The sequence below is a fragment of the Paenibacillus sp. CCS19 genome (assembly GCF_033239625.1).
In the GTDB taxonomy this organism is placed as follows: domain Bacteria; phylum Bacillota; class Bacilli; order Paenibacillales; family Paenibacillaceae; genus Paenibacillus_T.
Map to the genome: position 1 here is coordinate 16,592 of NZ_BTCK01000014.1, position 13,659 is coordinate 30,250.

General features: G+C 52.1%; 15 protein-coding genes. 5 read left to right on the forward strand and 10 right to left on the reverse strand.

What is annotated here, in order from left to right; genetic code table 11:
• Nucleotides 1-408: 408 nt before the first annotated feature.
• The 6 genes from ndk to SBI19_RS11895 all read right to left on the reverse strand — a co-directional run bounded on the left by ndk (nt 409) and on the right by SBI19_RS11895 (nt 6,183).
• On the reverse strand, nt 409-810 hold the full coding sequence (ndk, locus tag SBI19_RS11870) for a nucleoside-diphosphate kinase (RefSeq protein WP_317968308.1): 402 nt from the start codon (nt 808-810) through the stop codon (nt 409-411).
• Nucleotides 811-937: 127 nt separating this feature from the next.
• On the reverse strand, nt 938-1,906 hold the full coding sequence (gene glpX / locus SBI19_RS11875; RefSeq protein WP_317968310.1) for a class II fructose-bisphosphatase: 969 nt from the start codon (nt 1,904-1,906) through the stop codon (nt 938-940).
• Nucleotides 1,907-1,953: 47 nt separating this feature from the next.
• Nucleotides 1,954-2,778: a pyruvate, water dikinase regulatory protein gene (locus SBI19_RS11880; RefSeq protein ID WP_317968312.1), complete on the reverse strand. Its 825-nt coding sequence runs from the start codon at nt 2,776-2,778 to the stop codon at nt 1,954-1,956.
• 17 nt (nt 2,779-2,795) lie between these two features.
• Nucleotides 2,796-3,407, reverse strand: coding sequence for a helix-turn-helix transcriptional regulator (locus SBI19_RS11885; RefSeq protein WP_317968314.1), 612 nt, complete (start codon nt 3,405-3,407; stop codon nt 2,796-2,798).
• Nucleotides 3,408-3,946: 539 nt separating this feature from the next.
• Nucleotides 3,947-5,533 (reverse strand): MDR family MFS transporter, encoded by a 1,587-nt coding sequence (locus SBI19_RS11890; RefSeq protein WP_483312278.1) that lies wholly within the window; start codon nt 5,531-5,533, stop codon nt 3,947-3,949.
• 44 nt (nt 5,534-5,577) lie between these two features.
• Complete coding sequence (locus SBI19_RS11895; RefSeq protein ID WP_317968318.1) at nt 5,578-6,183, reverse strand: TetR/AcrR family transcriptional regulator; 606 nt, start codon at nt 6,181-6,183, stop codon at nt 5,578-5,580.
• 219 nt (nt 6,184-6,402) lie between these two features.
• Here SBI19_RS11895 and SBI19_RS11900 point away from each other — a divergent pair, with 219 nt between their 5' ends.
• Together SBI19_RS11900 and SBI19_RS11905 are read left to right on the forward strand one after the other, a co-directional pair.
• Nucleotides 6,403-7,290 carry an ABC transporter ATP-binding protein gene (locus tag SBI19_RS11900; RefSeq protein ID WP_317968320.1) on the forward strand — a complete coding sequence of 296 codons (888 nt, stop codon included), beginning with the start codon at nt 6,403-6,405 and terminating at the stop codon, nt 7,288-7,290.
• Nucleotides 7,290-8,102, forward strand: coding sequence for an ABC transporter permease subunit (locus SBI19_RS11905; protein WP_317968322.1), 813 nt, complete (start codon nt 7,290-7,292; stop codon nt 8,100-8,102). Before SBI19_RS11900 ends, SBI19_RS11905 begins: the two co-directional genes overlap by 1 nt.
• Before the next feature lie 310 nt (nt 8,103-8,412).
• On the opposite strand, the gene SBI19_RS11910 is transcribed toward SBI19_RS11905, so the two are convergent.
• Nucleotides 8,413-9,123: an RNA polymerase sigma factor gene (locus tag SBI19_RS11910; protein ID WP_317968324.1), complete on the reverse strand. Its 711-nt coding sequence runs from the start codon at nt 9,121-9,123 to the stop codon at nt 8,413-8,415.
• Nucleotides 9,124-9,264: 141 nt separating this feature from the next.
• Between SBI19_RS11910 and SBI19_RS11915 the strand changes: the two genes are divergently transcribed.
• Entirely contained in the window at nt 9,265-9,822 is a 558-nt protein-coding gene (locus SBI19_RS11915) for a DUF2569 domain-containing protein (RefSeq protein ID WP_317968326.1), read from the forward strand.
• 121 nt (nt 9,823-9,943) lie between these two features.
• On the opposite strand, the gene SBI19_RS11920 is transcribed toward SBI19_RS11915, so the two are convergent.
• Nucleotides 9,944-11,752, reverse strand: coding sequence for a M3 family oligoendopeptidase (locus SBI19_RS11920; protein ID WP_317968328.1), 1,809 nt, complete (start codon nt 11,750-11,752; stop codon nt 9,944-9,946).
• Nucleotides 11,753-11,924: 172 nt separating this feature from the next.
• On the opposite strand from SBI19_RS11920, the gene SBI19_RS11925 reads away from it, so the two are divergent.
• Nucleotides 11,925-12,128, forward strand: coding sequence for a YycC family protein (locus SBI19_RS11925; protein WP_317968330.1), 204 nt, complete (start codon nt 11,925-11,927; stop codon nt 12,126-12,128).
• Nucleotides 12,125-12,355, forward strand: a complete 231-nt coding sequence (locus tag SBI19_RS11930) for a hypothetical protein (protein WP_317968332.1) — start codon at nt 12,125-12,127, stop codon at nt 12,353-12,355. Before SBI19_RS11925 ends, SBI19_RS11930 begins: the two co-directional genes overlap by 4 nt.
• Nucleotides 12,356-12,504: 149 nt before the next feature.
• Here the strand turns inward: SBI19_RS11930 and SBI19_RS11935 are convergent, their stop codons facing one another.
• Together SBI19_RS11935 and SBI19_RS11940 are read right to left on the reverse strand one after the other, a co-directional pair.
• On the reverse strand, nt 12,505-13,185 hold the full coding sequence (locus SBI19_RS11935; RefSeq protein ID WP_317968334.1) for a DUF2225 domain-containing protein: 681 nt from the start codon (nt 13,183-13,185) through the stop codon (nt 12,505-12,507).
• Nucleotides 13,186-13,206: 21 nt separating this feature from the next.
• Nucleotides 13,207-13,590 (reverse strand): globin domain-containing protein, encoded by a 384-nt coding sequence (locus SBI19_RS11940; RefSeq protein ID WP_317968336.1) that lies wholly within the window; start codon nt 13,588-13,590, stop codon nt 13,207-13,209.
• Between the last annotated feature and the right edge of the window lie 69 nt (nt 13,591-13,659).

Consider the following 13,659-nt stretch of genomic DNA (forward strand, 5'->3'; position numbering starts at 1 on the left):
AGGCGTGCTAAGTGGGGAGAGGCCACTCTTATTGGTTCACACACGGGGATTGATGAGGTTTAAATGGGGTTCAAACACACTTATCTCAGCATTCGGCTTTCGGTTGAGTGTTGGAGGCGTGCTAAGTGGGGGATGTCACTCTTATTGGTTCGTCCACGGGGATTGGGGAGGTTTAGGTGGGGTTCTGCCACACCTAAACGCGCAAACAGTCGAGCAGAATCGCTCTGCCCGACTGTTGTCATGAACCTATCTAGTAAGTAAGTCTAGATCTTCGTAAAAGTCCATCGTCTATGCGGACCCAGTTACCTGCATTAGCAACCGAATAGACGCCGATCTAAGCACTGCCGTTCGTCACCTGAATGGCCGTGAAAGAACTTCATCGAATAAACTTTCCATGGCTATCCATGTTTACAGACCAAAGAAATTCGTAATTTCCCGCTCTGCGCTCTCATCCGAATCGGAGCCGTGAACGATGTTGCTGGAAACATCCAACGCATAGTCTGCGCGGATCGTACCTGGTGCGGCTTCTGAAGGATTCGTGCGCCCAATAAGCGACCGTGCGTTCTTAACAGCGTCCTGTCCTTCCCATACCATCGCGAACACCGGGCCAGACATAATAAAATCAATCAATTCTTCGAAGAACGGTTTTCCCTTATGCTCAGCATAATGCTTCTCCGCCAGCTCGCGGTCCACATTCATCATCTTGGCATTCGTCAGTTTGAGACCCTTCCGCTCGAACCGCGTCATGATGACACCGATCAAATTACGCGCTACACCATCAGGTTTGACCATTACGAAAGTACGGCTCATCTCCATCAGCTCCAATTGAGGTTAGTGTAAGTATGTTCAAGTCCATTATATTCCAAACGGAGGGGGACGGGATGTATCGAACATCATATTTGGCGGCGCGAATTTGAACATTCGGTGTCGAACACGATTAGATCGAGCGCAGCAGCGGCTTATTCGGCAAGTGATGCAGCGATTTGACAAAACGAATCGTTCGCGTCTTCGCGCGCATCACGATCGAATGCGTCTCTGCCCGCTGCCCTTCCGTATACCGCACGCCACCTAGAAACTCCCCTGGCGTTACGCCTGTCGCTGCGAAGATGACATCCTCTGTGCCGACCATATCATCCACGGTCAGCAGTTTGCGAGGATCGCTTAATCCCATCGAGATGCAGCGCTCGAACTGCTCATCATTCTCAGGCATCAGCCGGCCTTGAATCTCGCCGCCCAAGCACTTCAGCGCTGCTGCGGCGAGCACGCCTTCCGGTGCGCCGCCTGAACCGACGTACAGATCGATTCCCGCTTCCGGGAACGCCGGAGCAATCGCTCCCGCTACGTCGCCGTCGCTCAGAAACTTAATCCGGACGCCCGTGCTGCGAAGATCCTTGATCATCGTCGCATGGCGTTCACGGTCTAGAATAACAACTGTCAAATCCGAAATTGGTTTGCCAAGCGCAAGCGCCGCCTTCTCCACCGTTGTATGAATTGGATCGTTCAAGCTCAGCTTGCCCTTAAGCGCAGGACCTACCGCCAGCTTCTCCATGTACATATCCGGTGCATGCAGCAGCTGACCTTTGTTTGCTACAGCAAGTACGGACATTGCATTGTTGAGCCCTTTGGCAACGATCTCTGTCCCTTCGAGCGGATCAACCGCAACGTCAACTTCATGGCCTTGCATACTGCCTACTTGTTCACCAATGTACAGCATCGGCGCTTCATCCATCTCGCCTTCCCCAATGACGACCGTACCGCGAATCGATACGGTATCGAACATCGAACGCATGGCTTCTGTTGCGGCGCCGTCTGCCGAATTCTTATCGCCTCGGCCCATCCAAGGTGCAGCAGCCAACGCTGCAAGCTCCGTTACCCTTACCAATTCAAGCGCAAGCTCACGCTCCATCTCGAATCCCTCCGGCAAATGTTATTAGTTTCCAAACAAGTGCTAATTCATTCCATTTCGTTCAACATGCCGATAATAATGCCGGCCGTTTCCTCAATGGCGCGGTGCGTCACATCGATGACCGGGCAACCCAACTGCTCCATCAAACCCTGCGCATAATCCACTTCGGATTGAATTCGCTCGTAAGATGCATAAGCAGCCGATGGCGGAAGTCCCAGTGCCTTCAAGCGCTCAGAGCGAACCTCCTGCATCCGCTCCGGCTGCATCGTCAGACCGACAATCAGCTTGCCTGGCTCAGACCGAAGCTCCAATGGCGGCTTCACCTCTGGCAGCAGCGGCAAATTAGCCACCTTGTATCCTTTGTGCGATAGGAAAATGCTAAGCGGCGTCTTCGAAGTGCGCGATACGCCGACCAGCACGATCTGCGCCTCCGACAGCCCTCTCGCATCCTTGCCATCGTCATAGCGGACGGCGAATTCAATGGCCTCCATCCGCCGGAAATAGTTCGCGTCCATCGAATGCAGCAGCCCTGGCTGCCGTTTCGGGAACGCGCCGAACGAATCGATATATGCCTGCATCATCGGCCCCATCACATCGACTGCGCGTACGCCGCGTTTCACCGTCTCCTCGCGCATCATCTCGCGAAGCTCCGGCTGAACGAGCGTGTAGGCGATGAAACCGCCGTATTGCACTGCTTCCTTCACGATTGAAACAATCTCATCCTCGGTTCGCAGATGCCCGTAACGCTTGATGCGGACACCATCGGATGCGAACTGGCGGAGCGTCGCCTTCGCTACTGCCTCTGCCGTTTCGCCAACGGCATCCGAGCATACGATAATCATTCCTTGCGTCTGCCACTCTGAATCTCGCATTACGTATGCCGCTCCTCCTATTCGGTGTCCGCCGTCAGCTCTGCGACGAGGTGCACAACATTCGACTTCGTAATCCATCCAACGATCTCCGGTTCACCGTTGTCATCCGGTACGATGACGGGGAGACAATCGATCTGATGGGTGATCATCTTGCGGATGGCGTCAGCAATGGCGTCCTCCGGCCTCGCGGTCACAATGTTCGGATAGCGGGTCATCACCATGCTGACGGGAATCGTTCCTGCGGACGGGTTGCCTAGTGTAACCTTGAGCAGATCCTTCGGCGTTACGATCCCGACGAACTTCTGCTTCGCGTTAACAATGAGCAGCGTATCCGCATTCGCCATATACAGTGTCACGACCGCATCATGCACCGAATAGGTCTCGGGCACGCTGACCGGTACGCCCTGCACTTGTCCAACTGTTAACTGCTGGAACCGGCTGAGCGATGTGTTGTCCGTGCGGTAAGCATTGCCGATCGAATAGCCAACCTTCGGCTTCGCCTCCAGCATGCCTAGCATGACCAGCAGCGATAGGTCCGATCGTAGTGTCGGGCGGCTGACGCCAAGCATCTCTGCCAGCTGCTCGCCCGTAATCGGCGCGTGCTGTTTCACGAGCTGCACCAGTTCCAATTGTCTTGCTGAGAGATTAATGAAGCTCTCCCCCTCTCGCCAATATGTATCTCGTTGTGTTCTTAAGTTGCATTTAATATATCACATTGATTAAATAGTGTGTAATAAATAATATTAATGAGATGTCATAAATAAACTGATAGGTGAGTTTCTACCCACCCAAACCCTCCCTGCAAGGGAGGGCCCCAAAGGTCTTGTGACCTCTGGACTCCTCACAAGGACGCGGCTTTGACACTTGGGAACGTCCCCGCACTTGCCGCATTCGCGGCAAAGCTTCATGTAACTGTATCTAATCCAGCTTCATCGTCCGCACACTGTATTCGTTGAAATTCACCAGTCTCCGCCCATTGATGCCCCCTATTACTCGCAACCCTTTTATCTACCGCCCCAAACCTTCGAACTCACACAAAAAACCGTCTCTCTAGTATATTCATACTTGGAGAGACGGTTTGTTCTTTGGCCTTATATATATGACGTCATATATCCGTATTTAATAGTCATAATTCGCGAAACACTATTAATCTTGTATCATTCCCTATCTACGAACCGTGGTTAACTTCCTTTGATGGAGCCGCTGCGCCGCTGTCGCGCTGGATTCGCTTGTTACCGACCAGCAGGGCGACGAGAATGCCTGCCGCGATGAAAGCAAGACCGGACAGACCAACCGTCGAGAATGCTTTGGACCATGCAAGCTGGATGTAATGAATGATGTCCGCCTTCATATCCTCCGGGAGCTGTGCTTGGTCAGGGGAGACCATAACGGTGTACAGATCCGTGCCGCTGTCTTGGATACTCTGCACGTAATCGACAACAGCACCATTGCCTTTAGCCTGCTCTTCAGCCGCAATCGATTCCACATTGGACTTAAGCGAATGGTTCATCACAACGCTCAGAATGGTCATGCCGATCGTACCGCCGATCGAGCGGAAGAACGTTGCCGCCGACGTAACTGTGCCGAGCTTCTCTTTGTCATATTCATTCTGAACCGCAATCATAAGCGTCGGCATGACGAGACCCATACCCAGGCCGAGAATGACCATGTAGATATAAGCGGTCCATTCCGAAGATTCAAGACCCAGCGTACTGATCATGTAGAAGCCGCCAGTCGAGATGATCATGCCTACAGCAAGTACCGTTCGGTAAGGCATCCGAAGAAGCAGCTGGCCGCCAACGACGCTGGAGACGATAAGCGCAATCATCATCGGCGTCATCGTGGATCCGGCTTTCGTCGGACTAACCCCGAGAATGCCCTGCATATAGAGCGGTACGAACATGATCGCGCCGAACATGCCAAGTCCAAGCAGGAACCCGAGACCGTTCGTTACAGCGAATACGCGATTGCGGAACAGCGACAGATCAAGCACCGGATCCTTCGCTTTGCTCTCTGCGTAGAGGAACAGCAGAATGAACACGATGGCGCCGCCGAATACCCAGTAGCTTGTTGCGGACGCCCATTCGAATTTATCGCCTGCGAACGTAAGTCCGAGCAGAAGCAGCACAAGTCCTGGAACTAGCGTTAATATGCCGAAGTAATCGATATTCGCTTTTCCCTGATGATTGACTGTCTCATTTTTCAAACCGATAAAGATAAGTACAGCGCACAAGATACCGAACGGAAGGTTCATTAGGAAAATCCAGTGCCAGCTAATATGGTCAACGATGACACCGCCGATGAACGGACCGATAACCGAGCTCAATGCAAAAATCGCGCCGAACACGCCCTGCCACTTCGCACGCTGCTCAGCTGTGAAGATATCACCGACAATCGTCTGCGACAGCGGCATCAGCATGCCCCCGCCAATCCCTTGGACAGCACGGAAGATGACGAGCATTTCCATCGAATTAGCGGTCGCGCACAAGGCGGAACCGCCAGCGAATATAATTGCACCAATAAGATAAAGCAGCCTTCTTCCATACATATCGGACATTTTGCCGACGATCGGCACAACGACCGTAGACGTAATGAGATAGGCCGTCGTTACCCATGCGAAAATCTCAAAACCTTGCAAATCCGCAATGATCGTCGGCATCGCCGTACCGACAATGGTCTGTTCCAGCGCACTGAAGAACATACCAAGAATAAGGCCAAGCAGTACCAGCCTCGTGTTGATTGTTTGCGTGTTCACAACCATCCTCCTGCTTCTCTAATAAGTTGTCTCGTATTTGCAGCTTAGGATTGTCCTTGCTCAACGCCTCGAATGCCATAGAAGAATAGATTAATAATCTCCTCCATGAACTCGCCGCTCCTGCCGCTCTGATGCGCTAATTCCAGCAAGGTCTGAGATTGCAGCTTAAGCATGCCAATGTAGGCCATAATCGTTGCGGTCGGCATCGACGTCGATATTTCGCCTTTCTTCTTGCCCTCTTCAATAATTCGAACGAGCATTGGCGCTGCTTGTTCCCGGTACAACACCTCTATGTAACTGGCAAGCTCTGGATCGGAAGTCAACATCTGCTGGAACAACGCCGGTGAATACGTCTCGAACGTCTCCTTATCCAACTGAATCGTATATTGAACGATTTCCTTTAACGTCGGATTGCCATCCATGAACAGTTCGAAACGGGCATAGTTGCTGTCCAAGTACCGTCTGAACGATTCGCGGACAAGCGCTTCCTTGCTGCCAAAATAGTTATAGATCGTAACCTGAGAAACGTTCGCCGCCGCCGCAATATCTGCGATACGTATATTCTTCGGCTCGCATGTTCGCAGAATCTCCAACACCGTATTCATGATCTTCTCTTTGATCGCGGACTTTCGCCTCTCGAATCCGTTCATTACGCCCTCCTGCCTGCGGTATTTATGAAATTTATATACCCTATAATTTCACAAATCCATTGACTTCTTCGTTTGCTAAAATTATCATATGTTTTGAAATTGTACAATAAAATATTTCATATCTAGTAGAGGTTCAAAAAGTTCGGCTTTCAGAACCGAGAAGGTTGGATCAAGCGGACTTTTTGAACTACTTTATCTAGGACGCGGGAGGCAGGAAGTATGCTAATCGTTGATGGGCTGACGAAGCAGTTCGCAAGCGGCCGAGGCATTAAGGACGTTTCGTTCACGGTGAAGCAAGGGGAAGTATTCGGCTTCCTAGGACCGAACGGGGCTGGCAAATCAACGACGATCCGGCACATTATGGGCTTCATGAAACCCGATCAGGGCCGTGCAACGATCAATGGCCTCGATTGCTGGAAGGAACAAGGCAAGGTGCAGCAGCTCGTTGGCTATCTGCCCGGCGAGATCGCATTCATTGAAGGAATGACAGGCAGAAGCTTCCTCGCGTTTCTAGCTTCCATGCAGCGCGTCGATTCGTCCGCCAAACGAGCGCGATTGATCGAGAGACTGCAGTTCGACGACAATACGCCGATTCGCAAAATGTCCAAGGGCATGAAGCAGAAGGTCGGCATCGTCGCAGCGTTCATGCACGACCCCGCCCTTATTATTCTGGACGAGCCTACGTCCGGCCTTGACCCGTTAATGCAGCAGACGTTCATCGAGCTCGTGCTCGAGGAGAAAGCGAAGGGGACAACGTTCCTTATGTCCTCCCACAGCTTCCCCGAAATCGAGCGGACCTGCGACCGCGCCGCGATTATTAAAGACGGTTTGATCGTCGCTGTCAACGACATTCACGAACTCCAATCGCTGCAGCGCAAGCTCGTCGTCATCGTGTTCGAGCGCGCGGAGGATGCGGAGCATTTTGCCGGATCGGGTCGTGTTCCTGTAGAGTCTCGCGATGATCGCTCGGTGACCGTTGCGGTGCAGGGCAATTATAATGAGCTCGTTCAGGAAACAGCGAAGTATCCGATTCGATCCCTCGACATTACGGCCCAAAATCTCGAGCAGGTGTTCATGCATTACTATGATCGGAGGGAGAACGCCTGATGAATGCGCCGCTGTTCAAGCAAATGCTCAAGACCAATATGAAAGGCATCAGCAACTATGCCTTCGGCTCGGCTTTCTATATTCTATTGATGTTCTGGCTCTACCCCGGCATGGCGGCAAATACAGACGCACTCAATGATCTGTTGAAATCGATGCCCGAGGGCGTCGTCAATGCGTTCAACATCCAAGGCGGCTTCGGCAGCATGGAAGCTTTCATCTCCGGTGAATATTATGGACTTATTCTTCCGATTCTTCTCTCGATCTTCTCGCTTATGGTATCGACTGCGCTGCTGGCGCGGCTGGTTGATCAGGGCTCGATGGCATATCTATTATCGACGCCGACGACTCGGCGGCATGTGGCGACGACGCAGGCTGCTGTGCTGGCGGTTGGTCTGCTGCTGATTATGTTGGTGACGACGGCTTCGGGCTTCCTCGGCAACGCATGGTTCATCGGCGACAAGTTCGAGTTCGACGGCACCCGCTTCATAAGGTTGAACCTCGTGGCATGGATGCTGTTCACGGCGGTCGGCGGCATTTCGTTCCTCGTCTCCGCAGTAATGAACGACGAGAAGAAGGCGCTGGGCACATCGGGTACGATTGTGTTCGGCATGTTCGGGCTGGATATGGTTGCTAAGGTGAGCGACAGCGTCCAGTGGCTGAAGTTTGTTTCGATCTTCTCGCTGTACAGGCCGGGTGAGATTGCGGCTGGCGGAGGTAGTCCGGCGGCGGCTTCGATTGTTCTGATGTTAATCGGGGCGGCATGTTTCATTGCAGGAGTTATTGCCTTCAGTCGGCGGGATTTGCCGCTGTGACGGACGTTGACCTTATCGGAGGACACTCCGTAAATGAATATTTCTTACGATCGCTGTTGTCCCCAGATTGTTTGAATTATATGAATTCGTAATAGGTAACAATCCGGTTGACAAAGGCGAACGCTAACGCTTCTACAGAAACATTCATTCACTTCGTTGATCGCTAAGGGATCGCCGAACAAAAGCAAATGATATATAAAATTGAAACAGCAGAGGGTTTTGAACTCCCTCTGCTGTTCTAGTTTATATATCTTATTCTCGGTGTGCTTGAATGAACTTGCCCACCGGTATTGATAGTTACTTATTACTATTATTCTGTGATCATAAACCGATTGCCGTCGGGGTCCTCCATATAGAAAGCGAGTCTGCCGTTCACCATCATCAACCTGCTGATGACAATCCGCTGCTTAACGAGAGCGAGGTACGCGCTGCAGATTGAGCGGGCATCCCGACGTTTGAAAGCACGGACAAGCTGGTCGAGGTCAAAATGTCCATGATGATCCGGTCCATACAGCTCCTCCGGCTTTGTCACGGGTTCTTGCCCGGCTGCGGCTAGCTTCGCCAGCTTCTTTAATCTAGTACGTGCACGTCCAAGCGTCACTTGAATGGTACCCTCGGCTGCGTGAAGAAATTCGGCCGTCTCCCTAGCAGTGAAGGCGAATACATCCATCAGGAGCACGATAACCATCGCCCGCGGCGACAGTCGGTGCGCCAGCATCTCCAGCAACTCTCTCGCTGCTAGACTGTCATCTTCGGCAGCATGCGACGCCAGCGCCTCGTCCGAAACTTGGAGATGGCGTTTATCCGACTTCAGCTTGTCCCTCCAGGCATTGCTCGCGATTCTATAAATATAAGCATTCGAGATTAGACGCGATGCGTCACTCTCCCGTGCACGAACAATACGCAGCAGCACCTCCTGCGTAAGATCCTCCGCCTCCCAACGATTGGCCGTTATGTTCAGACAATACCGATAAGCCTTCTGCTTCAACCGTTCATAATCGAGAGGATTCTCCGTCACCATGAAGTGTTCTCCTTCGAGCTAGATGTTTTAGACAAATCTTTAAATAATATTTGGAAGGAATTTCTTATAATTAGTCGAATATTAATCAGCGCCTAGCGATAATATCCATATAATTCTATCTTAACGAAGGATGTGTCGGCAATGTCTAATCCAACCAATAACACGGACAAACAACCTAGTTTCGGCGGTTTCTCCGAGGTGAATGCCAATGAGTCTGCAGTAACGCGTCAGATCTCAGGTCTTGGCGGATGGCTAATTCTCATCCAAATCGGCCTCATCTACTCCCTGCTGAGTGACATTATTCAAGTCATAGGCAACGGTATTTTCAACACAACGGCATGGGACAAGCTCACCGATCCTGCTTCGGCCTCCTATGATTCGCTCTGGAAGCCGATTCTAATTACGCAGCTCGCCTTCTATTCCGTGTTCACCTTATTCGTCCTGTTCACGCTTATCTCGTTCTATCGGAAGAAGAAGTTTCTGCCGAAGCTCATGATCACCTACTATGCCGTCTCGTTCCTCTTCTCTGTTCTCAACTTCATTCTCGTTATGCAGATCGACAATCTTGAGACAGCAACCGACGTGCCAATCACACAAACAAGCCTCGTAACCGGCCTTGTGATCAGCGCGATTATATCGAGTCTGTGGATCGGTTACTTCATCCGTTCCAAGCGGGTGCGCAATACATTCATCAACTAGACGATCCGCACCTTTCCAAAATAAAGCACAACAAAGCAAGGGCCGCTCTCGTCGATACGAAAGCGGCCCTTGCTCTTCGTCAGTCATGATACAACATATGCAGCAGAAGACCGGTATGTCCCTATCTTGAAGCCGTCATGGACAAAAATTGCTCCACATCCTCCGTCGTCAGCGCTACCGCTTCACGCCAGAAGTCCGGCTTCTCCAGATCCACTCCCAAATGTTTACGCGCAAGCTCCTCAACGGTCATACGTCCCGTATCACGCAGCAGCGCTACATACTTGTCGGCGAAGGCTGGGCCTTCCTTCACTGCGCGCGCATAGATGCCGCTGCTGAATAGGAAGCCGAACGTGTACGGGAAATTGTAGAACGGCACATCCGTTAAGTAAAAATGCAGCTTCGATGCCCAGAAGCTCGGATGAACAGCGCCGAGCTGATCCGAGAACGCTTCGCGCTGCGCCGCTTCCATCAGCTCGGACAGCTCCTCCGCTGTGACAAGCCCTTCACGACGCTTCGCATAGAAGCGTGTCTCGAACAAGAAGCGTGCGTGGATGTTCATGAAGAAGGCGACTGCACGCTGTATTTTGTCCTCCAGCAGCGCTAACTTCTCCTCTGCATCCTCCGTTACCTTCACGGCAGCATCGGACACGATCATCTCCGCGAACGTCGATGCCGTCTCCGCCACATTCATCGCATAATCCTGAGCAAGCGGCGGAAGGTCGTTCATCACATGCTGGTGATAAGCATGACCCAGCTCGTGTGCAAGCGTCGAGATGTTCGATGCCGTGCCTGAGTACGTCATGAAGATGCGCGTCTGCTCCGACTTCGGCAGCGACGTACAGAAGCCGCCTGGCCGCTTGCCCGCACGATCCTCCGCTTCAATCCAGCCATCGCGGAACGCCATCAATGCGAAGTCCGCCATCTCTGGACTGAATTGGCGGAACCGCTCGACGATGAAATCGGCCGCTTCATCATAAGGAACCGTCTTCGCTGCACTGCCGATCGGCGCTTCAACATCGTGCCAATCCAGCTTCTCGATGCCGAACAGCTCCGCCTTACGATTCAAGTAACGAACGAGCTGCGGCTTGCCTTCTTCAACGGCAGCCCACATCGCGTTCAGCGTTGCTTCCGTCATCCGGTTAATCGCGAGCGGCTCCTTCAGCACATTATCCCAACCGCGGCGTTCATACAGCTTCAAGCGGAACCCGGAAAGACGATTGAGAGAATCTGCCGTAAGCTCGCCAAGATCGCTCCACTCGCGCTCCCATTCCGCCATCGCCGTCTCTCGAACGGCGCGGTCGCCGTCGGAGAGACGGTTATGCATCTGTCCGGCAGACAAGATGCGCTCTGTACCGTCCTGCTCCTTCACGACAAACTTCGCCCGCGAGACGATCGTATTGTACAGCTCGCCCCAGCCGTGATAGCCATCGACAGCCAGATCGCCCGCCAGCTCTTCCAGCTCCGGAGCCATCTTCTCCTTCGTTGCTTCGCGGCGCTCGGCAAGCGCGAAAGCAGCAGCTCCCGCCGGCCCTTCCGCCAACCACGCATTCCACACGTCATCCGCTACCGCAGCGATTCGCGCATCGAACTTCGTGAGTGCGCCGAGCATGCGGGCGCCGATCGTTTTGACCCGATCGTTCAAACCGTTCGCTGCTCCATCCTTCATGTTCTGTGCCATGAGGCAGGCGACGAACGAGTCCGACTCTCTTAAGCGCAGCGTAATCGATTGAATCGCTTCCGTCCATGCCGTCAGCAGCGCCTGAATCTTAAACTTGTCCTGCTCGCCTGCAGTCTCTGCGTCATCCAACGACTTCGTCAGCGCTTCGATGTCACGCTCCATGCCCGCCAATTCTTCCTTGAAAGCTGCCGAACCGGAGCCTCCTGGATAGATCGATTCAAGCTCCCATGTTATTGGATATGTATGACTCATTGTCAATTCCACCTCTCGCCATCGGATTCTAGTTTGCGCAATTGGAGCATGCAGTGTATAACTTTATTATATCCGATGTGCCGTGCGCTCTGCACATTCGCTCTTATCAAGCAATTTGCTTGCAGGCAGCAGTACTAAGAAGAAAGCAAATTACTTTCAGGAGGAATCGACTATGTCTCGACCTTTACAGATTTCAGCGGATACCGCTGTGAAGCTTGCTGAACAACTCAAGGTGCCCATCGAGCACCTGATGCATATGCCGCGTCATATTCTGCTGCAGAAGATGGCCGAGCTGGCAAGTGCGCCTGCTCAAGCTCAAGCATCGGAGTCACCTTCACCATCCGGCCAATCCACTGAGGAGCCCAAGTCCGAATGATTCCGTTCGATCACACATGGCCGTATGATATCGTTCGCGGCGATGTTTATGTATCGGACTGCCCGTTCTGCGATGCGAGCAATGTGTTAGTGCCGTTAAAGCCGTCCGAGATGCCGGATATCCGGGACGGCAAGAAGAAGCTGCTCGTCTTTCCTTGCTGCCATGGCAGAGTGACCGTTCTCAATGTCGACGGTGACTACCTGCTGACGGACAAGAAGCTGCGTTAGCACATCAAACCTACGTTCACAGCAGCTGCATCTTTCGCAGAATTGGCATTGTAAAACAACCGTTATTAGCTCATTCAAAATCAAAAGGACCTCAGGTCCCACTTCGTCGTGGAATCTGAGGTCCTTTCGTTTGGCACGGCATGACAATATTAAGCCGTCTCGTCCGCCACCGTGCCATGTTCGGAACGAATAAGCTGCCATTGATCGCGGCTGGCCTTGATCATCGCGGAATCGACGATCCGTTTATCGTTCACGATCCGAGAAAACCAGCGAACCGCATCGTTCACATTGCCTGTTCTTCGATTCAGCTCGCCGATCAAATACATCAACTTAGCGTCATTGAGCGAGGAGCCCTCCTTCTCATACACTTGAACATAGGCATCAAGTGCAAATCGAAGAAAACGAACCTCCTGCTCCCTATTGTTTAACTCGCGATACAACCATGCGATATGATGCAGCACCGATGCGGTCACACGCGCCGATTCATCGATAACCTGCGCGCACAGCAGCGCCAGTTTGTATGTCTCAAGCGCTTGCTGGCAGGTCCTCTCGCCGCTATAGTCACGGTTCCGCCAATGCTTCCCGATTCGTTCCCAATAATTGAAACGCTGCTTCTCCGACAATTGGCTTGTACTATTCACTGTAGAAGCAAATCCGCATTCAGGGCATACACGCACGACATAATATTCCGGGTTAATTCCTTCTTTGTAATAACCGCAAAAATCGGAGTCCGTCTTGTATTGTCGTTTGAAGCTAGGTCTTACGCGTGATGTCGTAAAGCTGGTATCACAGCAAGAACAGCTCACCTTTGCTAAATATAACGGCTCCATATGTCCCACGTCTCCTTACCATCATTGTTCTGTTGTATTAACAAAATGATGCGCGGGTCCGCTTAGCCTCTCCAGTACGACGTCTCTTAGTTCTTCCTGCATTCCGATCTCCTCCAGCGCTTCGCGCATACAGCCGAGCCATGCTCCCGCATGAGCCACCGTAATCGGAAACGGCATATGCCGTGCACGCATCATCGGATGCCCGTATTCATCGGAATACAGCTGTGGTCCCCCGAAGAATTGCGTTAGGAACAACACCTGCTTCTCCATCACGGGGCGTATATCTTCAGGGAATAAAGGACTAAGTAACGGGTCTTGCTGCACCTTCGGATAGAAAGCTTCGACGACTCGCCGCACTCCGGCTGCTTCTCCAATCGCTTCATAAATACTTATATAAGACTTCATCGTCATCCTCCGTCCAAAAGTTTAGTTCTTTAGTATCATTTCTTAAAGACTATAAACAAAAGTTTCAAC